The organism is Yersinia massiliensis CCUG 53443, from assembly GCF_000312485.1.
GTDB lineage: Bacteria > Pseudomonadota > Gammaproteobacteria > Enterobacterales > Enterobacteriaceae > Yersinia > Yersinia massiliensis.
On record NZ_HE997646.1, the window covers coordinates 296934 to 321365 of the forward strand.

The window sequence follows — 24432 nt, forward strand, 5'->3', positions numbered from 1 at the left end:
AACGACCAAGGAGTCACCATGCTGGACCACCAAACCATCGCTACCGTTCAATCTACCATTCCGCTACTTGCTGCTACTGGCCCCAAACTGACTGCGCATTTCTATGATCGCATGTTCGAACATAATCCTGAGCTAAAACACATCTTCAACATGAGCAATCAAGTGAATGGTGACCAGCGTGAAGCGCTTTTTAACGCCCTTTGCGCTTATGCGGCAAATATCGATAATTTGGCGGCTTTGCTACCCGCTGTTGAACGTATCGCACAGAAACATACCAGCCTGAACATTCAACCTGAGCACTATGCGATAGTCGGCCATCACCTGATCAGTACGCTAGATGAAATGTTCTCTCCAGGTGAAGAAGTATTAGATGCTTGGGGTAAAGCTTACGGTGTATTGGCTGAGGTGTTTATTCAGCGAGAAAGTCAGATTTACCAGCAGAGTGAAACCAGCACTGGCGGTTGGCGGACCTTGCGCCGCTTTAGCATCATTAAAAAAGAGATGCAGAGTGACGTAATTTGCAGCTTCGTATTAGCGCCTGAAGATGGGGGCCGAGTCGTCGATTTCAAACCGGGCCAATATTTAGGTCTTTACATCGAAGACGAGCAGCTCGAATATCAAGAAATTCGTCAATACTCACTGACCGCAGCCCCTAACGGGAAGACATATCGCATTGCCGTTAAACGTGAGGAACAAGGCACGGTTTCTAATTATCTGCACCAACAGTTGAATGAAGGCGATATCGTACGTATCGCGCCCCCTCGCGGTGATTTCTTCTTGGATATCACACCGGATACCCCCGTGGCATTGATTTCTGCAGGTGTCGGTCAGACCCCAATGCTAAGTATGCTCAATACGTTACATGATCAGCAACATTCTGCCCCGATACATTGGTTACATGCCGCAGAAAACGGCCGTGTGCATGCATTTGCCAATGAAGTGACCGCTATTGCAGAGAATATGGCGAATCTCAGCCACCACGTGTGGTACCGCGAACCTATAGCGAGCGATAATAAAGGGGTGGATTACCATAGCGAAGGGCTAATGGACCTAGGTGCATTTGAGGGTTTAGCAGCAGAACCTAACCGACATTATTACTTCTGTGGGCCGCTGGGATTTATGCAATTTGCAGGACGTCAATTATTGGCGCAAGGGGTCTCATCCGACAGAATTCATTATGAATGCTTCGGTCCGCATAAAGTCATTTAATTATTGAATATTATATATCGTGAGAGGCCATCCGGCCTTTCACCTATTTAGACCCCCAGTTCCCTTCTAATTATTCTCCTTAAATGTGGTAGAACGTGATTTAGATCTCATATATCCTTACTCGAAATTGCCACGATGAGAGATTCGAATGATTGTCTCAATATTGATATAACTAAATATTATTAATGTGGCTAAAATTTCCCTTTCTATTTATTCCCAGCAACGCTGGGTAAATTAAGGCTGAATTAACCTACCATGAGTAAGAAATTCATAAAAAAAGAAGGGTTGGCATTAGTCTCTATGGCGCGCTATTTAATTGGTGAGCGTCCCGGCAATCGGCTTAAAACCATCGATGAATTATCCGAAGATTTTAGTATTTCTGTCGGTGTGGTGCAGCACGCATTAAAAGTGTTGGAAGCCGATGGGGCTATCATCGTTGAGCGTCGTGGCCGTAATGGCACCTTGCTAGTTGATCTGAATATGCCACTGTTATTACAGCAGGCTGATTTGGGAAATATGGTCTGTGCCATGCCGCTGCCCTATACCAAACTTTATGAAGGTCTAGCCAGTGGCTTAAGGGAACAATTTACCTTACTCCCTCTTTATTTCGCACATATGCGTGGAGCTGAAGTTCGTATCGAATGCCTGATAGACGGTGTTTATGATATGGCTGTGGTATCGCATTTGGCGGCGAAAAGTTATCTGGCTCAAGGGAAAGTGGCACTCGCATTAAATCTGGGAAATGGTTCCTATGTGGATGGCCACCAGCTTATTTGCCGTCGTGGTGAACAGCACAATATTCGTCGAGTCGGATTAGACCCACGTTCACCCGATCAATGCTTACTGACTGAAATTAAATTTGCTGGGCAGCCTATCGAGTTGGTCGAGTTACCTTATAGCGACTGTATCACGCACATTAATCGTGGCGATATTGATGCTGCCATTTGGAACTTGGCTGACGATGTTCCCCATGAACATTTACAAGCACTCAAACTACAAGGCGATGAGCGTTATATTCAAGCTTCACAAGCCGTCATTCTGATCCGGCCAGATAACCATCCCATTAAGTTACTCTTGGAAAAAGGGATTAATGAGACATTATTGCTTAGTCATCAGCGGGCAGTACAAAAGGGTGAGATAGAACCTCGCTATTAGTCTCGCGCTGTTAATGGAAATCTAACCTGTTGTTTCAATGAGGCGAATTCATTGGAGATTTGTATTGATCCGCGGCTTAATATTCTTTGTCAGTCAGGGGTTATCGATGCCGATATTGGCCAAGGCCTGGATCAGGTTATCAAGCGATTAGAGCACTTTTGGCGGCTACCCGTTCACACCGATCAAGGAGCGATGGCGATAACTCACATGGCAAATGCATTGATGCGTACCCGCCGTGGTGAAGCGATCAATGCATTAGACCCAGTGATTCTTGCAGAGATTATTCAAAACGAACATATTCACTATATTCGTGAAATTAATCAGGATTTATTGGCATTTTTTTCACTAAAGCCTGCAGAAAGTGAAATTGGGTATTTACTCGCGAACATATACGGTCTATACCTTTCAAGTGACTTGCCACCACTGCGTTAATGATTTATACGGGGCTGTTATTAAAATACAACACCAGATTTTTTTCTTATTAAATATTCAAAAAAATAATAATTTAACAAAAATAATTATGTCTCAATCACTTAGGACATCAAATGTTTTTAAAAACACTTTTAAAGCAAAATACTTTATTGGTTGATGCGGCTATTTCGTTCTGGCATCAGGGAAAAATCAGCCCAGATAGCTATGTTATTGATGTTGAACAAACCGAAGCGAATGCTCGTTTATTGCTAGAAACTGCGCATCATAGCCAGATAAAACTGTATTTGATGAGTAAGCAATTTGGGCGTAACCCAGAACTCTGCCGCCGCCTACTCGCCTGCCGTTACGAGGGGACAGGCTACCAAGGCATGGTTGCCGTTGATTTCAAAGAAGCGCGGCAACTTTATCATCACGATATCCCTGTCGCTCATGTCGGTCATTTGGTCCAACCTCCTTCAGGTATGGTTGCGGAAATAGTACGCAGGCAACCGGAGGTCATTACTGTTTTCTCACTGGAAAAAGCGCTGGAGATCTCGCAAGCAGCACACCAATTGCATATTACCCAGCCACTCATGTTGAAGGTTTGTCAGACAGGCGACTTACTGTATTCCGGACAAGAAGCAGGGTTTGAATTATCACATTTGCCCGCAGTCATTGCCGCCATTCGCAAATTACCGGCAGTAAGATTAGTCGGGATTACCCACTTCCCTTGTATGCTTTATGACACTTCTTCGCGCCAAACCTTGCCGACGGCGAATATGCACACATTGCTCGCTGCACGGGATATTTTGCTCGCAGAGGGGGTGGAAATTGAACAGGTGAATGCGCCTTCTGCGACCAGTTGCACCACGTTGCCACAAATGGCTCAACTCGGCGTAACGCACAGCGAACCCGGCCATGCCTTAACGGGAACTATCCCCGCCAATCAACATGGTGACCAACCAGAACAGATCTCCATGCTTTATCTATCTGAGATTTCCCATCATGTTTCTGGCCGCAGCTACTTCTTTGGTGGCGGATATTATCGCCGTAGCCATTTAAAAAATGCGTTGATTTACCACAACAACCAATTCAGCCAAAGTACGGTATTCCCCTTCGATGATAGCAGCATTGATTACTGCCTGTGTTTGGCCAACGAGTTCCCTATTGGTAGCCCAGTTATCATGAGTTTTCGGACTCAGATATTTGTTACCCGCAGTGATGTGGTGTTGATTGATGGCATTCAAAGCGGCAACCCCCGCTTACTTGGTCGTTATGACAGCAGAGGTAATCTACTGTCATAGCAAAACCAGATAATTATCAGCAATCCAATGCGTTAGCCGATGTAATATGTTCTCATATAGACGTTATCGAACAATATGATGGATAAGTGATTTTTTACTGTACTGATTGATTAATCTGCCGATATATTAGTTGCCGCCATCATAAGCAGCACTAATGAAATCAATCGTACAGTGATAAGTGACCGTCAATATTGGGTAACATTTGCCCCTATATTTACTTTCTTCGGAGCCTGCCCGATGATCAATCCTAATGGATATACCTACGCTCACGAGCATCTGCACATTGATTTATCTGGATTTAAAAATAATCTGGACTGTCGCTTGGACCAATATCAGCCCATTTGTGACGAAATGCGTGAATTAGTCAGTAAAGGGGTCGCGAATATCGTTGAAGTCACCAACCGATACATGGGCCGAAACCCTCAATTCTTATTGAATCTGATGCGTGACAGTGGCATAAATGTCATCGCTTCAACCGGTTACTATACCGATAGTTTCTACCCGCCAATGGTGCGAGAGAGCAGCGCGCAACAACTTGCACAGACCATGATTGATGAAATTGAAATAGGGATCGATGGTACGGATCTGAAAGCGGGTGTGATTGCCGAAATAGGTACCAGTGAGGGCGTGATTACCCCTGACGAAGCAAAAGTCTTTCACGCCGCAGCCCTGACCCATCATGCAACTGGCCTCGCCATCTCTACCCATACCAGTTTCAGCACCATGGGCTTGCAACAAATCGCCCTGCTTAAACAACATGGTGTGCCGTTAGATCGCGTGGTTATTGGTCACTGCGACCTGAAAGAGCAGCCGGACCTTATTCTAGAAATGATCGATATGGGTGTGTACGTCCAATTCGATACTATTGGTAAAAATAGCTATTTCCCCGATGAACGCAGGGTTGCCATGCTTGTCACCTTAGCAGAGCGTGGGTTGTTGGATAGAGTTATGCTCTCGATGGATATCACCCGCCGGTCACATTTGAAAGCGAATGGGGGCAGCGGATTTAGTTATTTAGTTGATTCATTTATTCCCATGTTACTGGCCGCAGGGATTTCCCACGCTCAGGTGGAAATGATGTTGCGCCACAATCCTAATAAATTTTTCGCCACGCAAGGAAAGTGATTATGAAGAAGATTGGCATTGCCGGGCTGCAACGAGAATTAATTCGCGAAATGATTGAGCAGACGGCACCGAATACCTTTGAGACATTTATTCTCTCGGACATGGATGCCGCCGTCAAAGTGAAAGAAGGGCAGTTGGATTATTATATCGGTGCCTGTAATACCGGTGCTGGAGCAGCATTATCAATGGCCATCGCAATTATTGGTTATAACAAAAGCGCGACAATTGCCAAACCCGGCATCAAAGCAAAACCTGAGCAAATAGAAAAAGTGGTGGCGGAAGGTAAAGTGGCTTTTGGCTTATCCGTCGAACATATTGAACATGCAATCCCATTGCTAATTACGCAACTGCGCTAAGGGGCCACCGTGGATTATATTCATATTGTTGTGGTCGCTCTGCTGACAGGGATGACCGCCCTACTTTCCCACCGTTCTGTCGCCGTATTCCATGACGGTATACGACCTATTTTGCCGCAATTGGTTGAAGGGAACATGACTCGCCGCGAAGCAGGCAGTATCGCATTCGGCCTAAGCGTCGGGTTTATCGCCTCGGTCGGTATTTCATTTACGCTCTCAACCGGTTTACTTAACTCTTGGTTACTGTTTTTACCAACTGACATCATCGGTGTCTTGGCGATCAACAGCTATTTAGCCTTCGCGCTAGGCGCTGCTTGGGGCATCTTAGCCCTCACTAGCTTGCCAGCGGTCAACACCGCGCTGACCTCATTGCCCGTTAACTTTATCGGCTCGTTAGGGGAACTCAGCAGCCCGGTTATTTCAGCTTTCGCCCTGTTCCCGTTGGTGGCGATTTTCTATCAATTTGGTTGGAAAACCGCGATTGTCTCAGCCTTTATTGTGCTGCTAACCCGCCTGCTAATTACCCGTTTTACCGGGCTGTTCCCTGAGTCCATAGAAATTTTTGTCGGCATGATACTGCTTATTGGCATCGCCATCGCGCAGGACTTACGCGCAAAAACCCATCTCGGGGGTGGTGGTGGGCACTCTGTTTTCGAAGAGCGAACCCAGCGCATTATTAAAAACCTCCCCATGCTGGCGGTTGTCGGTGGACTCATCTCTGCAGTAGCGAGTATGAAGATCTTCGGCGGCAGTGAAGTGTCGATTTATACCCTCGCAAAAGCCTATGCACCGGGTATTACACCGGAAGAATCATTGGCGCTGATCCATCAAGCCTCATTGGCTGAATTTATGCGCGGTCTTGGCTTTGTGCCACTGATTGCCACCACAGCACTGGCAACGGGCGTCTATGCGGTCGCGGGTTTCACCTTTGTCTTTGTGGTGGGTTATTTGGTGCCTAACCCATTACTCGCGGGCATCATTGGGGCGATCGTTATCTCATTGGAAGTACTGATGCTACGTTCCATCGGCAAGTGGCTAGGCCGCTTCCCATCAGTACGTAATGCTTCGGATAACATCCGTAACGCCATGAACTTATTAATGGAGTACGCACTGCTCATTGGTGCTATTTTCGCTTCAATCAAGATGGCTGGCTACACCGGTTTTACCATTACTACCGCACTCTATTTCCTCAACGAAGCCATTGGCCGCCCAGTCATGAAAATTGCGGCTCCTGTGGTGGCGGTGATTATCGCCGGTATTGTGCTAAATCTGTTCTATTGGGTAGGGCTGTTCGTTCCGGCTTGATATGCTGTTCATCATGCAGTTAGTGTCTCTTGAAGCATAAAAAAAAGCCCGTTCGTGTCAACGAAACGGGCTTTTTTGTGACGAGTAGTCTGCTGCTATCTTCTTGGATTGCAGATACGCAGCGGATTAAATCGCTTCTTCGTCCTGCTCACCGGTGCGAATACGCACTACGCGGGAAACATCAAATACGAAGATTTTGCCATCGCCAATTTTACCGGTCTGAGCGGTTTGCATAATCGCTTCGACACAGGTATCGACAATATCGTCTGCAACCACGATCTCAATTTTAACTTTAGGCAGGAAGTCCACCATATACTCCGCGCCACGGTACAGCTCGGTATGCCCTTTCTGGCGGCCAAAACCTTTGACTTCTGTCACTGTCATCCCAGTGATACCCACCTCGGCCAGCGCTTCACGCACGTCATCGAGTTTGAATGGCTTAATAATCGCGTCAATTTTTTTCATGGTGAATCCCTGTTTTACCAATTCTTGCGGCCAAAGCCTGATGTAATCGGATAGCGTCTATCTTTACCAAAATTGCGGGCAGTAATTCGTGGCCCGACCGCAGACTGACGCCGTTTGTATTCATTGATATCTACCAGGCGGATGACCTTACGCACGATAGTTTCATCAAAACCGTCTGCAACCAAATCGGCCACGGACTTATCCTGCTCGACATAGCCTTCGAGAATGGCGTCCAAAATATCATAAGGCGGCAGGCTATCCTCATCTTTCTGATCAGGTGCCAATTCTGCTGATGGCGGACGAGTAATCACTCGCTGCGGGATCACATAAGAAACCGTGTTGCGGTATTCCGATAGTTTGAATACCAATGTCTTTGGCACGTCTTTCAGCACATCAAAGCCACCCGCCATATCACCGTACAGCGTCGCATAGCCCACGGCCATTTCGCTTTTGTTACCGGTGGTTAATACAATGCTGCGGCGTTTATTGGACAACGCCATCAACACCACGCCACGGCAACGCGCTTGCAAGTTTTCTTCCGTAGTATCGCGCGCAGTGCCAGCAAACATCGGTGACAACTGTCCCATAAAAGCATCGAACATGGGTTCAATAGAAAGTACATCGAATTCAATGCCTAAAATTTCGGCTTCTTCTTTGGCGTCAGCGATACTGATATCGGCGGTGTATCGGAACGGCATCATTAATGCCTGAACCTTATCTTTACCCAATGCATCTACCGCGATGGCCAGCGTTAATGCCGAGTCAATCCCGCCAGATAAGCCGAGAACTGCGCCATTGAAACCATTTTTAGTCACGTAATCGCACACGGCTAATACCAGTGCTTCATAGACTTGCGCCAAAGGCGGTAATTCTGCCGCGGGTGCCATCATTGGCACGACTTCACATTCATTAAGCTGTAGTAACGTTGTTTGCTCCGCAAATGCCGCTAAACGATGAGTCAAGTTACCTGCCGCATCAAAGACTTTGGAACAGCCATCAAAAATCAGCTCATCCTGCCCACCAATCTGGTTGAGGTACACCAGTGGTAAACCGGTACGCTGACAATGTGCTGCCATCAACGTTTTGCGGATATAAGGTTTTTCACGGTTATACGGGGATGCATTGATCGACAGCAGTACTTCCGCACCCGCCGCTTTCACAGCATCAACGGGGCCGTCGAACCATAAATCTTCACAAATAAGTAAACCCAGACGATAGCCTTTCAGCTCAACGACACAACTGTCATGTCCGGCAGAGAAATAACGTTTCTCGTCGAATACACCATAGTTAGGCAATTGCTGCTTAAAATAGCGCGCTAGCAATTTCCCCTCAGAAAACAGTGACAGGGCGTTATACAGGTTACCGGCCTCACGCCATGGATGCCCCACCAACACCGCAATATGCTGCGTAGCGGCTTGTAAGCGATCCAATTGGGCTTCACAGCGCTGATAAAAATCATTGCGATACAGCAAGTCTTCTGGCGGATAACCGGACAAAGCCAGCTCAGAGAACATAACCAGATCGGCACCCGCCTTCTGCTGCTCATTGAGGGTTTGCAACATGCGTTCAGTGTTGCCTTCGATATCGCCCACCAGCCAATTCAACTGGGCTAACGCAACGGAAAGTGATCTGCTCATTGTATTTAAACTCAGTTATCAGTTTCATACCCGCTATCGTTCAAACTGCTATTGGGTATATCAGGGATATAGTGACTAACAATAATGACTGTTACTGCCAGTTATTCTTTAAAATCATTGGCATCCAGTTCATGGCGTGACAACAATTTATAAAATTCAGTGCGGTTACGCCCCGCCATCCGCGCCGCTTGGGTCACATTACCCTTGGTGATTTGCAGCAGTTTACGCAAATAATTCAATTCGAATTGATTACGCGCTTCTACAAAGGTCGGTAAAGCGGTGTTTTCCCCCTCCAACGCCTGCTCAACCAGCGCTTCACTGATGACAGGAGCCGAAGTTAATGCCACGCATTGCTCGATGACGTTGACCAATTGACGTACGTTACCCGGCCAACTGGCCGTCATTAACCGTTTCATGGCATCAGTTGAGAAGCTACGGACAAAAGGTTTATGCCGTTTGGCAGATTCCCGTAGCAAATGATTCGCCAACAGCGGGATATCTTCTGAGCGCTCATGTAGCGCAGGGATTTTCAGATTCACGACATTCAAACGATAGTAGAGATCTTCACGGAATTCATTTTTCGCCATGGCTTTTGGCAAGTCACGGTGAGTGGCCGAGATCACTCGGACATCAATGCTTAAATCACGATTACTGCCCAGCGGGCGCACCTTACGTTCTTGTAGCACACGCAACAGTTTTACCTGCAAAGACAATGGCATATCGCCGATTTCGTCCAAGAACAACGTGCCGCCTTCTGCGGCTTGGAACAGCCCCTCTCGGCTACTGACCGCCCCCGTAAATGCCCCCTTGGCGTGGCCAAAAAGTTCAGATTCGAGTAACTGTTCGGGTAACGCACCGCAGTTAATGGCGATAAAGGCTTTTTTCGCTCGCGGACTGGCGGCATGGATCGCTTGTGCCAAGACTTCTTTACCAGTACCACTTTGCCCGTTTATCAGCACACTGACGTCGGATTGCGCCACCATTTTGGCTTGCTCTAACAGGCGTAGCATCACTGGACTGCGGGTCACTATCTCTTCGCGCCAAGAATCATCACCGGCAGGAATAGAAAGCTCCAAAGCAGCATCGATTGCTTTATATAAGGCGTCACGATCAACGGGCTTGGTTAGGAAGCTAAACACCCCTTGTTGAGTCGCAGCAACAGCATCAGGAATGGAACCGTGGGCTGTCAGGATAATCACTGGCATACCGGGTTGATGCTTCTGGATCTCAACAAATAGCGCCATGCCATCCATTTCATCCATCCGCAAATCACTGATAACCAGATCAATCTTCTCACGCATTAACAGACGCAATGCTTCCTGACCGCTCTCAGCGGTGGTGACATTAAAACCTTCACTGGTTAACCGCATCCCCAACAGCTTGAGCAAGCTGGGATCGTCATCAACCAGCAGTAGATTGGCCGGTTTGCGTTGCGTCATGGGATTCCTTATTTGTTGCAGGAGAGACATCAGCAGGTGGCACCACTGGCGGAGCTGATTGAGGTGTTACAGATTCCGTCTCTACTGGCTTAGTTTCTGCTGGTTTAGCCTCAGCAGGTTTTGCTTCCGCAGGCTTCGTTTCTGTAGGCTTAGCTTCTGCCGGTTTGGCCTCAGCAGGTTTCGTCTCTGTTGGCTTCGTTTCTGCCGGTTTAGCCTCAGCAGGTTTCGTTTCTGCTGGCTTAGTTTGCACCGGTTTAGATTCTACTGGCTTCGTTTCTACCGGCTTAGCTTCTGCGGGTTTCACCTCTACCGGCGCTGCTGGCTGAGGTTGAACTTCCGCCGGCTTAGGTGCGGCTACCGCAGGTTTGCTGTCGGTGTCTGTTTCCGGAATTTCATTTTGCAACTGTTTGCGCGATGAAAGCTGCCGTTCAATGTCGGTCAAGTTTTCCAACTTACGGGTGGTATCCAATAAGTTGTATTGCAACCGAACTTGGCTTTCCCGCAGACGGTCAATCTGTGTATCCGATTCGTCTTGTAAACGCTGATAACGGGTGCGCTCTTCAGCAAGAGAGATGCGTAAAACTTGTTGCTCACGCCACAACTGAATCAATGGGCGCACAGCGCCAGGGATGGTTTGACTGAAACTGTTCAGACGCTCAACCACCTGACGCCGCTCTGCAATGGATGGCTCGGCGCTACTGATTAAAATCCCCTGCTTAAAGGCCGTGGACCACGTAGTGACCGGTAATGCTTTGGCTAACGCACGAGCCTGCGTAGAGCCTAAACGCTCAGCGCAATCCATCGCACGCAACCAGTAAAGTGAGTTTTCCAACGTCTCTTTATCTTCAAGACCCCACAGCACATCACAAGGTAACGTACGATAATCTACGATTTTCGTCTCAGGGATAACCATTTGAACCGCTTGCGAAAAGCGGCTGCTTGCTGGGTTATCCGTACACCCTGTGAGTAAAAGTGGGGCCAGCAATAAGGCTCGCCAAAAAATACCCGAACCAAGGCTACCAGCAGGCATCGCTGCCGTAGCGGGTGTCGGGCGTGATAAAAAGGCGGTCTTTTTAATGATGCGACTCATCGACCATTTGTACATTATTTATTCATTCTCGGCAGTTAATGGCAATTCAACACGGAAACAGACTGCGGCGTAATCCACTGACACCAGTTGCAAATCGCCCTGCATCCTTCTGATGCAGTCCTGAGCAATACTCAATCCTAATCCACTGCCTTTGACGGCCCCTTTCCGCTGATGGCTCCCCTGGAAAAAAGGCTCAAAGATCATTGTCTCTTCTGAGTTCGGGATCGGTGCTCCGGTATTGGCAATATCAATTTGTACGCGGTTATCTACCTGACGGCTACGAATCCAAATGGTACCGGATTCCTCGCCATAGTGCACCGCATTGGAGTAGAGATTATCTAATACCCGCATTAATAATGTCGGATCCGCCCAACAAATGTCCGCCTGCAAATCTTGCTCGGTACGGATCATCTTGGCTCTTGCCGGTAAACTGTGCGCAGCAATCACCTCTTCAACCATGTTAGGCAATTCAACATTTTCAAGCTCACCAGGCCCATCCGCTAATTTACGGTTATAGTCCAGCAATTGCTCAATCAACAGTTGCAAGTGGCGGCTGCTATTATCGAGGATAGCCACCACTTCTTTTTGGTCTTGGGTTAATGGCCCCGCCACTTCGTCAGCCAGCAGTTCGGTTCCTTCGCGCATACTCGCTAATGGGGTTTTTAATTCGTGGGAGATATGGCGCAAAAACTCATGGCGCTGTGATTCCAACCAAGCTAATCGTTCGCTAAGCCAAATAATGCGCTGTGCCAGCGAGCGTAGCTCTCTCGGCCCTTTAAAGAGCGCGGTATTACCTAACGAGCGCCCTTCCCCCAAGCGATTAATCATTCGCTCAATACCTTTAACTGGCCCGATGATCATGCGGGTAAAAAGCACAACCAATAGCACACTTACTAAAAACAGTAGCAGAGATTGCCAGCCAAAGAATTGCCCACGTTCAGCGATATCTTTTTGCAACTGCTGACCACGAGAGAAAATCACATCGCGGGTGGCTTGTACCATCTCAACATTAGAGCGAGAAAATTTCTCTAATAGCGTTGCGGCATTTTGTTCTGGGCCACTATTTTTACATTTAATATCAGAAAGTTGCGTAAGAAGCTCTTGCAGAGTTTGGTAATAGCGGGCATCCGGTAAGATTGATGCATGTGCTTCGAGCATTTGCGCATACTGTTTGCGCTGATGCTGGTACAGCGTAGCCAATGTGGGATCATCTAATACACAGTATTGGCGGTAACTTCGCTCCATTTCGAGTGCCACACTGGTCATTGCTTCACTTCGCCGGGCATCTGCCAGCGTGGTGCGGTTAATATCCGCCGCTTGAGTGCTCAAGTGATCCAAACTTTGATATGCCTGATACGCCAGTACCAATAGCGGCAATAGCACCAACAGAAATGCCATGAGCACCAGTTGACGTAAAGATCGGGGGAATAAACGCCATCTTTTCAACGAAATCATCTCATTACCTATCATTCTGTTGTGATGCTAACTGACTTTGCCAGGATTACAATGCCTGATGCCAAATTACTGGTCATCTTCCACTTGGTAGGGGGTGGGCGACAAGCTTACTACCTATCCGCATCATGAAATCTATTGGGAATGTGGCAAGGTTTAGACCTCTTGGCTGAGGATAAAAAAAAAGCACTCGCCAGAGGCTAAGTGCTTTAAATTGAATTTTTTGGCTCAAAACCGTCAGCATCATTATCAAATCTACCTGTTATACAGTGACGAAATGGCTAACTAAGAATGAGACAACGGAGCAATAAATGCCCCGTCGCAGAATATGTGGATGCCCTTAAAAATCGTCTCCAGTTTGATGAAGCCGAGGCAATCATCGGGAGGATGAGACGAATAGCATCCAGACATGTCCAATATTGATGAATTGTTCATCACAGCAGGACATAGGCGGTGCCTCACTCAACGTGTCGTCCGATGTTTGATAATGTGCATTCACACAATATCGGTTTAGGTGGACGATAGGCACCAGTCTTAGGCATCATTCGGTGGCTTATGAAGCGCATATTCCGCTTAACAGCGGGACTATCATAAAAAGGTGAATGAGCAACTGTATAAGATAATGCAGCTTGCGTGCCAACTTTTATAATTTCAATTCAACTAATTGATTTTAAATAAAAAAATAATTATCACTCTCAAAATAAAAAACCGCACTCAACCAATAATTTAGCAATCATTGACTCTTTGTCGCTTAATCACGACAGCAAAATCCCCATAAAATAAAATCGATGTAAATCAATAAATTAAGTGTCTCCAATTTGAGACATTCATTTTATGGTTTGTCGCGATTTGCCGACAAAAAATTAAAATAGTTTAAATTCAATAAGATAATTTCGTGTCATTGCGGATTAGCATGAAGTTTTTATCAAAAAAAGTATTAGATCCGTTCGAAAATTTCTACGGTGTTATAAATTATGCTATTTCATTTCCAATACAGATGATTCACGATCCTGCTTGAACTCAAACGCGACGACCAAAAAGAGGAATCCATAATAGTCCATGGAACAAGGATGATGCCGTTTAATCTCAACTAGCAGGTAACATCCATGAAAATAACTGCCATTGTTTTCCTTTGTACCCTCTTTATAGCTATGCCTTCATCAGCCATGTTTTCTTTGACGCAAAAGCCCTATCTTGCTTGGTTTTCTACCGTCGACTATCAAGATAATGATAACTTTCCAGAGTTTTCCATTGAGGACTTTAACGTGCAACAAAATGTCCCCGGTAGAGAGGCCGAAATTAAATTCACATTAAAAAGTAGCGGATTGTTGTACTACCATGTTTATCTGAAGGATAAAGATAATGAAGAAATCAAGGATACATCAGGCTTCGTTAACAACAACAGCCAGTATGTATCACTAAAGAAAACCAGCACTCAGCCTGGAGAATATAAAGTCACGATTGAGTTAGTCGATAACAATAAAATGACAGTAACAAGAAATTATCCTATTACGCTGGATTAAAAAAACTCAGGGGATCGCTCCCCTGAGCCTGCTTTTTATCACTGAAGAGATTAGCCTAGTTGCTTACGCGCATTGCGGAACATGCGCATCCACGGGCTATCCTCGCCCCACTCTTCTGGGTGCCATGAGTTACTGACAGTACGGAAGACACGTTCAGGATGCGGCATCATCACCGTTGCACGGCCACTGGTACTGGTCACAGACGTAATACCGTTCGCTGAACCATTCGGGTTAGCGGGATATTGCTCAGTGACTACGCCGTCATTATTCACAAAGCGTATTGCCACCAAGTTGTTCTGTTCCAATGCCGCTAAATGTGCCGCATCGCGTACTTCGACCAACCCTTCTCCGTGTGAAACAGCAATTGGCATACGTGAACCCACCATGTCCTGCATGAACAGCGACGGGCTATCTGCCACTTCAACCAGACTGAAACGCGCTTCAAAACGATCTGACAGGTTACGGACAAATCGTGGCCAATGCTCAGCACCAGGAATCAGTTCGCGCAGATTAGACATCATCTGGCAGCCATTACAGACACCCAACGCCAAGGTTTCAGGACGATGGAAGAAAGCTTCGAACTCATCACGTACACGGTCATTAAACAGGATGGACTTCGCCCAGCCTTCACCCGCGCCCAGTACGTCACCGTAAGAGAAACCACCACAAGCCACCAAGGTTTGGAAGGCTCGTAAATCCGTGCGCCCAGCCAGAAGGTCACTCATGTGCACATCGACAGCATCAAAACCGGCACGGTGGAAAGCGGCAGCCATTTCAACGTGGGAGTTAACCCCCTGCTCACGCAACACCGCGACTTTTGGTCGTGCTTGCTTGATGATGTATGGCGCGGCAATATCTTGCGCAGGATCGAAGGTCAATTTCACATTTAAGCCAGGATCGCGTTCATCCTTTTTCGCTTCATGTTCTTGATCCGCGCAGGCGGGGTTATCACGCAAACGCTGCATTTGCCAGGTGGTTTCTGCCCACCACAAACGCAGAGTGCTGCGTTTTTCGCGGTAAACCACGTCAGTGCCACTGCGAATATCGAAAGTATCCCCTTCAATCGCACGGCCCAAGAAGTGAACGCAGTCTGCCAAGCCGTGGTCAGCCAATATTTTTTCTACTGCAGCACGCTGCTCAGCACGGACCTGAATAACAGCGCCCAGCTCTTCATTGAATAGTGCTGCCAATGAATCATTACCCTGAGACTGGATATCAACATCTATACCACAGTGACCAGCAAAGGCCATTTCTGCCAGGGTGACCAACAAACCGCCATCTGAGCGATCGTGATAAGCCAGCAACAACTGGTCTGCCACTAAACGCTGCATGGCATTGAAGAAGCCCGCAAGTTGTTGTACATCGCGCACATCCGCAGGTTTGTCCCCTAACTGGCGGTACACTTGCGTCAGTGCAGTCGCACCCAGTGCGTTGTGGCCTGCGCCTAAGTCGATCAACAGCAGCGCATTGTCGCCTTTATCTGTACGCAGTTGTGGTGTCACGGTATGACGCACGTCTTCAACACGAGCAAAAGCGGTAATAACGAGCGAGAGTGGCGAAGTCATTTCACGCTGCTCGTCACCTTCCTGCCAACGTGTTTTCATCGACATGGAATCTTTACCCACTGGAATGGTAATTTCCAGCGCAGGGCAGAGTTCTTCGCCGACAGCGCGTACTGCGTCATACAAACCAGCATCTTCACCGGGATGACCGGCAGCCGACATCCAGTTAGCAGAGAGCTTAATGCGTTTCAGTTCACCAATTTGGGTAGCGGCAATATTGGTCAGTGCTTCACCGACTGCCAAACGAGCAGAAGCGGCGAAATCGAGTAAGGCAACGGGGGCACGTTCACCCAACGACATAGCCTCACCATAATAACTATCAAGGCTGGCACTGGTCACGGCGCAATCAGCGACAGGGATCTGCCATGGCCCCACCATTTGATCACGGGTCACCATACCGGTGACGGTACGGTCACCAATCGTAATCAGGAAGGTTTTCTCTGCGACAGCAGGCAAATGCATCACACGTTTTACGGCATCCGCAATCGAGATATCAGCACGCGCTAGCGCCTCACCTGCTGCCTGCAAGGTTTTCACGTCACGCAGCATTTTCGGGGTTTTGCCCAGCAATACATCTAATGGCATGTCGATAGGTTGATTATCGAAATGGCGATCATTGAGTGTGAGGTGCAACTCTTCTGTAGCTTCACCAATCACCGCATAAGGGGCGCGTTCACGGCGACAAATCTCATCAAACTGAGCCATTTGCGCGGGGGCGATAGCCATGACATAACGTTCCTGAGATTCGTTACACCACACTTCTAATGGGCTCATGCCCGGTTCATCGTTGAGGATATCGCGCAGCTCAAAACGGCCACCACGACCGCCATCACTGACCAGTTCTGGCATGGCATTGGACAAGCCACCCGCACCGACATCATGAATAAACAGAATTGGGTTGTGATCACCTAGCTGCCAACAACGGTCAATGACCTCCTGACAACGACGTTCCATTTCAGGGTTATCACGTTGTACTGACGCAAAATCGAGATCGGCATCTGACTGACCTGAGGCCATAGAAGAAGCCGCTCCGCCCCCCAGACCAATATTCATTGCTGGGCCACCAAGCACCACCAGCTTAGCGCCGACGGTGATTTCACCTTTTTGCACGTGATCTGCACGAATATTCCCGATCCCACCCGCCAGCATAATCGGCTTATGGTAACCACGTAACTCCATACCGTTATGGCTGTTAACACGCTCTTCATAGGTACGGAAGTAGCCCAACAGCGCAGGACGACCAAATTCGTTGTTAAATGCTGCGCCGCCCAGAGGGCCTTCGGTCATGATATCCAGTGCGGTAACGATGCGTTCAGGCTTACCAAAATTCTCTTCCCATGGCTGTTCAAAGCCAGGGATACGCAAGTTAGAAACGGAGAACCCCACCAAGCCTGCTTTCGGCTTCGCACCACGCCCAGTCGCGCCTTCATCGCGGATTTCACCACCGGAACCCGTCGCAGCGCCCGGCCAAGGTGAAATGGCCGTTGGGTGGTTATGGGTTTCAACTTTCATCAGGATATGCGCCTCTTCCTGATGGTAGCCGTAAACACCATTTTCTGGCGCAGCAAAGAAGCGCCCAACCTGTGAACCTTCCATCACGGCCGCATTGTCTTTATAGGCAGACAGCACGTAATCCGGCGTGTGTTCAAAGGTATTTTTGATCATTTTGAATAGAGACTTCGGTTGAGCAACACCGTCGATGACCCAATCCGCATTAAAAATCTTATGGCGGCAATGCTCTGAGTTTGCCTGAGCAAACATGTACAGCTCGATATCCGTTGGGTTGCGCCCAAGCCCAGTGAAGGCGGCCAACAGATAATCAATTTCATCCGATGCCAGTGCCAGACCGAGTTTTGTATTGGCCTGCTCCAGTGCACTGCGGCCCTGCGCCAGAATATCCACCCGTTGTACCGGGGCTGGCTGGTGATGAGAGAACAGTTGCTCGGCCTGCTGCAAATCAGTAAAGACTGTTTCCATCATGCGATCGTGCAGTAGCGCCGCTAATTGTTGCCATTGGCTTTCAGTCAAACTTGAGCCTTGAATATAAAAGGCTAAACCACGTTCCAGACGCAGAACTTGCGGCAAGGCACAGTTATGCGCGATATCCGTCGCTTTAGATGACCACGGAGAAATCGTCCCCGGTCTTGGTGTCACCAAGAGTAGACGCCCTTCTGGCGCATGTTCAGGGAGAGATGGTCCGTATTTCAGCAGCCGTTGGAGTCTGGCGTGTTCATCAGCACTCAGTGGTGCGCTAACATCGGCAAAGTGAACATATTCGGCGTAGATATCACTCACCGGTAAGTGAGCATCTTGGCAGCGGGACAGCAGTTTGGTAATACGAAAAGCCGACAAAGCGGGCGAACCACGCAGTATTTCCATAATCTTAGTTTCTCTCGTCTTCGAAGCGACTGGAACAGCACTTCATTGGGCGCAACAGGGGAAAACGCGCGCCATTATAGTGAATCTAAGCCGTCGACGAAACCGTTTGCGTAGCTATTATTCATAATTGCGTCAGAAACTGTGGTCAGGGTTATCGGTGGAGTACCGGATAAATAAGCTCGTAATAAAGTTGCACACTGACGATTTGTTGCGCAAAATGCCACTCCACTGGGGATTTAACCATGTCGATTTACGTTTCACGACACACCTATAAAGAGCGCTGCCGAGAGATAACTATTTGACGCGCATAAAATTAAATTACTTTGTTATCGGTGTAGTTGCCATGCTTCTGGCCCTCGCGCTGTGGCCCAATATTCCTTGGCGCAGTGGTCAAGAGGGGCAACTCGATCGTATAAAAGCCCGTGGTGAGCTGCGAGTTAGCACAATTAGCTCACCACTGATTTACGCACCCGGAAAAGATGGTCCTTCGGGCCTTGACTATGAGCTAGCGAAACGTTTTGCCGATTATTTGGGCGTCAAACTGATCATGACTCCGCGTCATAATATTGACGATCTGTTTGATGCTTTAGATAGCGATGACGCCGATATGCTGGCTGCTGGGCTGATTTATAATCGTGAACGTCTTAATCGGGCGCGCACGGGTCCTGCCTACTATTCCGTCTCGCAACAACTGGTGTACCGCCTTGGCTCACCACGGCCAAAATCATTCAGTGACCTGAAGGGGCAATTGATCGTTGCTTCCGGCTCAGCTCATATGACCACCCTTAAGCAGCTCAAACAGAGCAAATATCCTGACCTGAATTGGGGTTCTTCTATTGACCGTTCAGGTAAAGAGTTACTGGAACAAGTGGCCGACGGCAAACTTGATTATACCCTCGGTGATTCCATCACCATTGCCCTGCTACAACGTATCCACCCGCAACTGGCGGTAGCTTTTGATGTGACAGATGAAGAACCGGTGACGTGGTATTTCCCTAAAGGCAAAGATGACAGCCTGTATGCTGCCATGCTCGATTTTTACAGTCAGATGGTGGAAGACGGCAGTCTGGCGCGGCTGGAAGAAAAATATATCGGCCATGTGGGGAGCTTCGATTATGTCGATACCAAAACCTTCCTGTCTGCCATCGACAATGTGCTGCCAACTTTCAAGCCTTTGTTTGAAAAACATGCAGGCGATATCGATTGGAAGTTACTGGCCGCGATTGCTTATCAAGAATCTCATTGGAACCCACAAGCCACCTCACCGACCGGCGTGCGCGGCCTGATGATGCTAACGCGCGCCACCGCAGATGGTTTAGGGGTCAAAGACCGAGTCGATCCGGAGGAAAGCATCAAAGGCGGCTCCGTTTACTTGCAGCGGTTAATGCAGAAAGTGCCGGATACTATCCCTGAGGATGAGCGAATCTGGTTCGCACTGGCCGCATATAATATGGGCTATGGGCATATGTTGGATGCTCGTCGTCTGACCAAAAATCAAAATGGCAATCCCGACAGTTGGGTTGACGTCAAAATGCGCTTACCGATGCTGAGCCAAAAACGCTACTACCCAAGTACGACCTATGGCTATGCTCGGGGTCACGAAGCCTATAACTACGTCGAAAACATCCGCCGTTATCAGGTGAGTTTAGTGGGGTATTTGCAGGAAAAAGAGAAAAAAGCAGCGCAGCATGCCGCTATCGAAGCCGAACTGGGGAAAGCTTATCCTGTCGTCGGCCCTGGCTGGTCAATCAATAACTAGACTACATCAGTCATATAGACATTCCGTCGCGGGCTAAGGCTTTTCAGGCATTGCCCGCTGCGCAAGTTTCAACGCCTTCTGCTGCTCGCGACGTAAGCGAAAGAATGCGCTTAACTGATGTGAGCATTCATCTGCCAGCACACCTGAACTGATTTCTACCTGATGATTCATCCCTGGATGGCGCAAAATATCCACCAGCGAGCCAGCCGCACCGGTTTTGAGGTCATTCGCACCATACACCAAACGGCGTATACGGCTGTGAATCATTGCACCAGCACACATCACGCACGGCTCTAGCGTGATGTACAGCGTGGCTTCCAGCAGGCGATAATTTTGTACCGCTTGTCCACCTTGGCGCAGCGCCATGATCTCTGCATGGGCAGTGGGATCGTTATCGCAAATAGAGCGATTCCAACCTTCGCCGATCACTTTATTATCAAGCACCAACACGGCCCCGACGGGGACTTCACCTTCCTCTTGCGCACGTAAGGCCAGACTCAACGCACGCCGCATCCAGTACTCATCACTGTATTCAGCCGTTGCACCACGCTCAGTAGACGAATCGTTTTCAGCAAACGACTTATTTTCAGCAGACACATTAACCTCTCTGGCTTTTTTTGCGGCCTGCATTATACACAGCCGATAGCCTCTACACCCGCTATCCGGCCACCATGACAATAGATTTCACTCATTAGGGGCCGAACCGAATAGTGAGGCAAATACAGTCATCCTTGTTACTCTAATTGCTGCAGCTCGCCCGCTTTACTGACTCGCCAGCGATGCTCACAGAAAAACAACAGCGGGTTATCCTGCTTACTGTCGCTATATCCACTGTACAGTTTTAATGGCGAGCCCAAGCGTTGCTCTAATTGAACAACTTTCTCAGGCCCTAAACAACGCATCGGCAATACCCAACCGCCATTACGCCGTGCCATACGGCTTCCCACCAGCCGTAATTGATGAATAAACATGGAGTCATGATATACCTGCTCAACCAACCGCTGTGGCGAACCAGTGATGAGCCAAACCTCTGCGTCATTACTCTCCAAATATTGACGCAACCGCATCAACACCACTGGAAACTCAGTCACTTTCTGGCGAAATTCATTCACGAAGCGCAATTCCAAATCTTTCAGGTGTGCTTCAGGTCGCCCAAACGTAATCGCCCAAAGTAGGAGGCTCATCGGCCATCGAGCGCAACGCCCGCCCACCAATAATCCCAATCCGATGACGGGCAGCAGTGGGATCACTAATAGAAGGTTCAATGGCAAATGACGTATCAAAAAACGGACAAAACTGCCAAACATATCCTGCTGATGCAAAGTGCCATCTAAATCAAAAAAGACAACACGTTTGTTATCAGCATTTTGCGGCTCGTTTACTGACTTTGGGTTAATGTCAGCCTGCTCAGTGGCGAATGTCGACTGCTCTACGCTCAAAGGTCACTCCTCAGGATCATTGAATCCCATAAACCAGATAAATAGAAAACTGGCCGATATGGTGACAACCCTTATCATTAAATACAACATTACTTTGCCCGTTAGGAAGAGAACAAGCTGATCGTTAAGACGCCGTTAAATCATCCCTGATGGCTCGAACCGTGCCATTTTCTTGTTGTAATCATCGGTTGATCACAAAAAAAGGGTGCTATGCTTCCTAACTTAGCTTTTACCCTCCAGACGCTTTCGTAAAGAACATGGCGTTGCCGATAGACGATGAGCAAGCACCAGTGCGGAAGATAATAGGTGGATGGGTACTCTTAACTAACACAGCAGAATTTCAGGAACTGATTTATGAGCAGTCTTTTACGCATCCGTCAGCTCTACCCAACTCTGGCACAAAATGACCGTAAGCTCGCTGATTTCCTACTGGCGAATCCTGAACAGGCGCGCCATCTGAGTTCTCAGTTATTGGCACAGAAAACAGGTGTCAGCCAGTCTGCCGTGGTCAAGTTCGCCCAAAAATTAGGTTATAAAGGCTTTCCTGCCCTCAAGTTAGCACTGAGCGAAGCTGTTGCCTCCCCAATGCAACCTGTCACTCTCCATAACCAAATTTTGAGTACTGACAGCTTAAAAGCAGTGGGCGAGAAGTTATTGAGTGAAAAAACAGCCGCGCTGCGGGCGACGTTGGACATCAATAGCGAACAGCGCCTCACCCAAGCGTTAGAGATGCTGCGAGCTGCGCGATGCATTATCCTGACCGGTATTGGGGCTTCTGGGCTGGTAGCCAAAGATCTGGCCTTTAAGTTGCTAAAAATTGGCGTGATGGCGGTATCAGAAACAGACATGCATGCACAGTTAGCGGCCGTACAAGCATTAGATTCGCGGGATTTACTTTTGGCCATTTCCTTCAGCGGTGAGCGGCGCGAGGTCAATCTGGCAGCGGAAGAAGCCCAACGATGCGGTGCCAAAGTACTCGCATTGACCAGTTTCTCCCCTAACAGCTTGCAACAACGCGCAGACCATTGCTTATATACCATCTCCGAAGAACCTGTCATTCGTAGTGCCGCTATCTCCTCAAGCACCGCGCAGTATGCACTAACGGACTTGCTGTTTATGGCGATGATTCAACAAGATCTTGAAAGTGCACAGGATCACATTAAGCACAGTGCGGCACTGATGAAAAAACTGGTCTAAGGACTTGAGAGGCGTATAATCCTCGGCTGTTGAGAATGCCCGACCTAAGGTAAGAGAACCATGGCCCTGTTGATCACTCGTAAATGTATTAATTGCGATATGTGCGAGCCAGAATGCCCTAACGAGGCGATTTCCATGGGTGCAGAAATCTATCAGATTGACCCGATGCGCTGTACTGAGTGCGTCGGTCATTACGAAACACCGACGTGTCAGTTGGTCTGCCCTATTGATAACACTATTGCTATCGATCCCGCGTGGGTTGAGTCAAACGAGCAACTGTGGGATAAGTTTGTCCAATTGCATCACGCTGATCGTCTGTAATACTCCCCCAGCGCCGCATAAAAAAGGCGGCATTTTCATGCTCGCCTTTGATGCTACTTTTGTCCCGAAAACAGCCCAAGCAACGTTAGCTTTCAATAATGACTGTCGCGCAAGCGTAACGCCGTTCATCCGCTAAAGTGACGTGCAAGGATTTAACCCCTAGCTCAGCAGCCAATTCAGCCGCACGTTGATGCAGATGGAGTGTCGGTTTACCCAATGCATCGTTAACCACTTCAAACTGATTGAATGCCAAGCCATTACGGATACCGGTACCAAACGCTTTGGCCGCCGCTTCTTTCACTGCAAAACGTTTAGCCAGAAAACGGATCGGCTGCTGGTGTTGTTGATAATGTTGCCATTCTGATGGGCTAAGGATACGCCGCGCCAGCTTGTCACCACTACGATCAACCACGGCCTCTATTCTTGAGATTTCAACAATATCAGTGCCTAATCCAAGAATAGCCATTAACGGCGCGCTTCCCGCATCAAGACTTTCATATCACTTACTGCGGCGGCAAGACCTGTCATCACAGCCTGTCCAATAATCGCATGGCCAATATTTAGCTCGTGAATTTCTGGCAAAGCCGCGATCGGTTGCACATTGTGATAAGTCAGACCATGGCCAGCATTAACTTTCAGCCCTTTATTCGCCGCATAAGTCACTGCTTTCGTGATTCGCACTAATTCAGCCTGACGCGCCAAATCGGTAGTGGCATCCGCATAAGCACCGGTGTGAATTTCGATGTAAGGTGCGCCAACGGTAACCGCTGCATCAATCTGACGCATGTCGGCATCGATAAATAAGGACACCAAAATACCCGCGTCAGCTAATCGGCTGATCGCGACCGTCATTTTATCGATTTGCCCTGCGACATCCAAACCGCCTTCTGTTGTCACTTCCTGACGTTTTTCCGGCACCAAGCAACAAAAATGGGGTTGTAACTCACAGGCAATCCCTACCATTTCATCGGTCACTGCCATTTCCAGATTCATACGAGTCTGAATAGTTTGACGTAAAATACGTACATCGCGATCTGTAATATGGCGACGATCCTCACGTAAATGCACCGTAATACCATCGGCACCAGCCTGCTCAGCAATAAAAGCGGCCTGAACAGGATCAGGGTAGATAGTCCCACGTGCATTTCGTAATGTCGCAATGTGATCGATATTAACGCCCAACAACAAATCAGCCATGACAGCCCTCCAGTTATGGATGCATCTTGAATAGGTCAATAAGCACGCAAAAAGCCTGCTATGAAACGCATTAGTGCTTCGAGTTTACACTGAGTGAGCGGCTTGCG

General features: G+C 48.2%; 20 protein-coding genes and 2 pseudogenes. 11 read left to right on the forward strand and 11 right to left on the reverse strand.

Annotation, left to right across the window (positions count from 1 at the left end; translation table 11 throughout):
• The first annotated feature begins 18 nt into the window (after nt 1–18).
• The 7 genes from hmpA to BN68_RS16095 all read left to right on the forward strand — a co-directional run bounded on the left by hmpA (nt 19) and on the right by BN68_RS16095 (nt 6865).
• Nucleotides 19–1209 (forward strand): NO-inducible flavohemoprotein, encoded by a 1191-nt coding sequence (hmpA, locus tag BN68_RS16065; protein ID WP_019212191.1) that lies wholly within the window; start codon nt 19–21, stop codon nt 1207–1209.
• Nucleotides 1210–1464: 255 nt separating this feature from the next.
• Entirely contained in the window at nt 1465–2364 is a 900-nt protein-coding gene (yhfZ, locus tag BN68_RS16070; protein ID WP_019212192.1) for a GntR family transcriptional regulator YhfZ, read from the forward strand.
• A 51-nt stretch (nt 2365–2415) separates the two neighbouring features.
• Entirely contained in the window at nt 2416–2796 is a 381-nt protein-coding gene (locus BN68_RS16075) for a PRD domain-containing protein (RefSeq protein WP_019212193.1), read from the forward strand.
• Nucleotides 2797–2909: 113 nt separating this feature from the next.
• Nucleotides 2910–4079, forward strand: coding sequence for a YhfX family PLP-dependent enzyme (locus BN68_RS16080; RefSeq protein WP_019212194.1), 1170 nt, complete (start codon nt 2910–2912; stop codon nt 4077–4079).
• A 237-nt stretch (nt 4080–4316) separates the two neighbouring features.
• The gene (locus BN68_RS16085) at nt 4317–5204 is read left to right on the forward strand and encodes a phosphotriesterase-related protein (RefSeq protein ID WP_019212195.1); all 888 of its coding nucleotides are present in this window, start codon (nt 4317–4319) and stop codon (nt 5202–5204) included.
• Between the two features lie 2 nt (nt 5205–5206).
• Nucleotides 5207–5560, forward strand: coding sequence for a DUF2620 domain-containing protein (locus BN68_RS16090; protein ID WP_004874640.1), 354 nt, complete (start codon nt 5207–5209; stop codon nt 5558–5560).
• A gap of 9 nt (nt 5561–5569) precedes the next feature.
• A complete protein-coding gene (locus BN68_RS16095) occupies nt 5570–6865 on the forward strand; it encodes a YhfT family protein (RefSeq protein ID WP_019212196.1) in 1296 nt (431 codons plus the stop codon).
• 126 nt (nt 6866–6991) lie between these two features.
• On the opposite strand, the gene glnB is transcribed toward BN68_RS16095, so the two are convergent.
• The 5 genes from glnB to BN68_RS16120 form a co-directional block, all read right to left on the reverse strand.
• Complete coding sequence (glnB, locus tag BN68_RS16100) at nt 6992–7330, reverse strand: nitrogen regulatory protein P-II (protein WP_002231018.1); 339 nt, start codon at nt 7328–7330, stop codon at nt 6992–6994.
• Between the two features lie 14 nt (nt 7331–7344).
• Nucleotides 7345–8967 (reverse strand): NAD+ synthase, encoded by a 1623-nt coding sequence (locus tag BN68_RS16105; protein WP_019212197.1) that lies wholly within the window; start codon nt 8965–8967, stop codon nt 7345–7347.
• Between the two features lie 101 nt (nt 8968–9068).
• Nucleotides 9069–10406, reverse strand: a complete 1338-nt coding sequence (gene glrR / locus BN68_RS16110) for a two-component system response regulator GlrR (protein WP_019212198.1) — start codon at nt 10404–10406, stop codon at nt 9069–9071.
• Nucleotides 10369–11496, reverse strand: a complete 1128-nt coding sequence (gene qseG, locus BN68_RS16115; RefSeq protein ID WP_186375634.1) for a two-component system QseEF-associated lipoprotein QseG — start codon at nt 11494–11496, stop codon at nt 10369–10371. The genes glrR and qseG overlap by 38 nt, the downstream gene beginning before the upstream one ends.
• 18 nt (nt 11497–11514) lie before the next feature.
• Nucleotides 11515–12951, reverse strand: a complete 1437-nt coding sequence (locus BN68_RS16120) for a sensor histidine kinase (RefSeq protein ID WP_019212200.1) — start codon at nt 12949–12951, stop codon at nt 11515–11517.
• Between the two features lie 1103 nt (nt 12952–14054).
• Between BN68_RS16120 and BN68_RS16125 the strand changes: the two genes are divergently transcribed.
• Entirely contained in the window at nt 14055–14471 is a 417-nt protein-coding gene (locus tag BN68_RS16125) for a hypothetical protein (protein WP_019212201.1), read from the forward strand.
• A gap of 50 nt (nt 14472–14521) precedes the next feature.
• On the opposite strand, the gene purL is transcribed toward BN68_RS16125, so the two are convergent.
• A complete protein-coding gene (purL, locus tag BN68_RS16130) occupies nt 14522–18412 on the reverse strand; it encodes a phosphoribosylformylglycinamidine synthase (protein ID WP_019212202.1) in 3891 nt (1296 codons plus the stop codon).
• A 298-nt stretch (nt 18413–18710) separates the two neighbouring features.
• On the opposite strand from purL, the gene mltF reads away from it, so the two are divergent.
• On the forward strand, nt 18711–20171 hold the full coding sequence (gene mltF / locus BN68_RS16135) for a membrane-bound lytic murein transglycosylase MltF (RefSeq protein WP_019212203.1): 1461 nt from the start codon (nt 18711–18713) through the stop codon (nt 20169–20171).
• A 33-nt stretch (nt 20172–20204) separates the two neighbouring features.
• Here mltF and tadA read toward each other — a convergent pair.
• From tadA to BN68_RS24370, 3 genes and pseudogenes are all read right to left on the reverse strand, one after another.
• Nucleotides 20205–20808: pseudogene (gene tadA / locus BN68_RS16140) on the reverse strand (tRNA adenosine(34) deaminase TadA).
• Between the two features lie 97 nt (nt 20809–20905).
• Nucleotides 20906–21568, reverse strand: a complete 663-nt coding sequence (yfhb, locus tag BN68_RS16145; RefSeq protein ID WP_071822470.1) for a phosphatidylglycerophosphatase C — start codon at nt 21566–21568, stop codon at nt 20906–20908.
• 45 nt (nt 21569–21613) lie between these two features.
• Nucleotides 21614–21715, reverse strand: a pseudogene (locus tag BN68_RS24370) (PTS transporter subunit EIIC); the annotation flags it as partial.
• Between the two features lie 249 nt (nt 21716–21964).
• On the opposite strand from BN68_RS24370, the gene BN68_RS16150 reads away from it, so the two are divergent.
• Nucleotides 21965–22807, forward strand: a complete 843-nt coding sequence (locus BN68_RS16150) for a MurR/RpiR family transcriptional regulator (protein WP_019212206.1) — start codon at nt 21965–21967, stop codon at nt 22805–22807.
• 60 nt (nt 22808–22867) lie between these two features.
• On the forward strand, nt 22868–23128 hold the full coding sequence (locus BN68_RS16155; RefSeq protein WP_019212207.1) for a YfhL family 4Fe-4S dicluster ferredoxin: 261 nt from the start codon (nt 22868–22870) through the stop codon (nt 23126–23128).
• Nucleotides 23129–23213: 85 nt separating this feature from the next.
• Here the strand turns inward: BN68_RS16155 and acpS are convergent, their stop codons facing one another.
• Nucleotides 23214–23594 carry a holo-ACP synthase gene (gene acpS, locus BN68_RS16160; RefSeq protein WP_019212208.1) on the reverse strand — a complete coding sequence of 127 codons (381 nt, stop codon included), beginning with the start codon at nt 23592–23594 and terminating at the stop codon, nt 23214–23216.
• Nucleotides 23594–24325, reverse strand: coding sequence for a pyridoxine 5'-phosphate synthase (pdxJ, locus tag BN68_RS16165; protein ID WP_019212209.1), 732 nt, complete (start codon nt 24323–24325; stop codon nt 23594–23596). Before pdxJ ends, acpS begins: the two co-directional genes overlap by 1 nt.
• Between the last annotated feature and the right edge of the window lie 107 nt (nt 24326–24432).

Coding starts and splice junctions, on each gene's coding strand:
- hmpA (WP_019212191.1), top strand. CDS start 19: ATGCTGGACCACCAAACCATCGCTACCGTTCAATCTACCATTCCGCTA.
- yhfZ (WP_019212192.1), top strand. CDS start 1,465: ATGAGTAAGAAATTCATAAAAAAAGAAGGGTTGGCATTAGTCTCTATG.
- BN68_RS16080 (WP_019212194.1), top strand. CDS start 2,910: ATGTTTTTAAAAACACTTTTAAAGCAAAATACTTTATTGGTTGATGCG.
- BN68_RS16085 (WP_019212195.1), top strand. CDS start 4,317: ATGATCAATCCTAATGGATATACCTACGCTCACGAGCATCTGCACATT.
- BN68_RS16090 (WP_004874640.1), top strand. CDS start 5,207: ATGAAGAAGATTGGCATTGCCGGGCTGCAACGAGAATTAATTCGCGAA.
- glnB (WP_002231018.1), bottom strand. CDS start 7,330: ATGAAAAAAATTGACGCGATTATTAAGCCATTCAAACTCGATGACGTG.
- BN68_RS16105 (WP_019212197.1), bottom strand. CDS start 8,967: ATGAGCAGATCACTTTCCGTTGCGTTAGCCCAGTTGAATTGGCTGGTG.
- glrR (WP_019212198.1), bottom strand. CDS start 10,406: ATGACGCAACGCAAACCGGCCAATCTACTGCTGGTTGATGACGATCCC.
- qseG (WP_186375634.1), bottom strand. CDS start 11,496: ATGAGTCGCATCATTAAAAAGACCGCCTTTTTATCACGCCCGACACCC.
- BN68_RS16120 (WP_019212200.1), bottom strand. CDS start 12,951: ATGATTTCGTTGAAAAGATGGCGTTTATTCCCCCGATCTTTACGTCAA.
- BN68_RS16125 (WP_019212201.1), top strand. CDS start 14,055: ATGAAAATAACTGCCATTGTTTTCCTTTGTACCCTCTTTATAGCTATG.
- purL (WP_019212202.1), bottom strand. CDS start 18,412: ATGGAAATACTGCGTGGTTCGCCCGCTTTGTCGGCTTTTCGTATTACC.
- BN68_RS16150 (WP_019212206.1), top strand. CDS start 21,965: ATGAGCAGTCTTTTACGCATCCGTCAGCTCTACCCAACTCTGGCACAA.
- BN68_RS16155 (WP_019212207.1), top strand. CDS start 22,868: ATGGCCCTGTTGATCACTCGTAAATGTATTAATTGCGATATGTGCGAG.
- acpS (WP_019212208.1), bottom strand. CDS start 23,594: ATGGCTATTCTTGGATTAGGCACTGATATTGTTGAAATCTCAAGAATA.
- pdxJ (WP_019212209.1), bottom strand. CDS start 24,325: ATGGCTGATTTGTTGTTGGGCGTTAATATCGATCACATTGCGACATTA.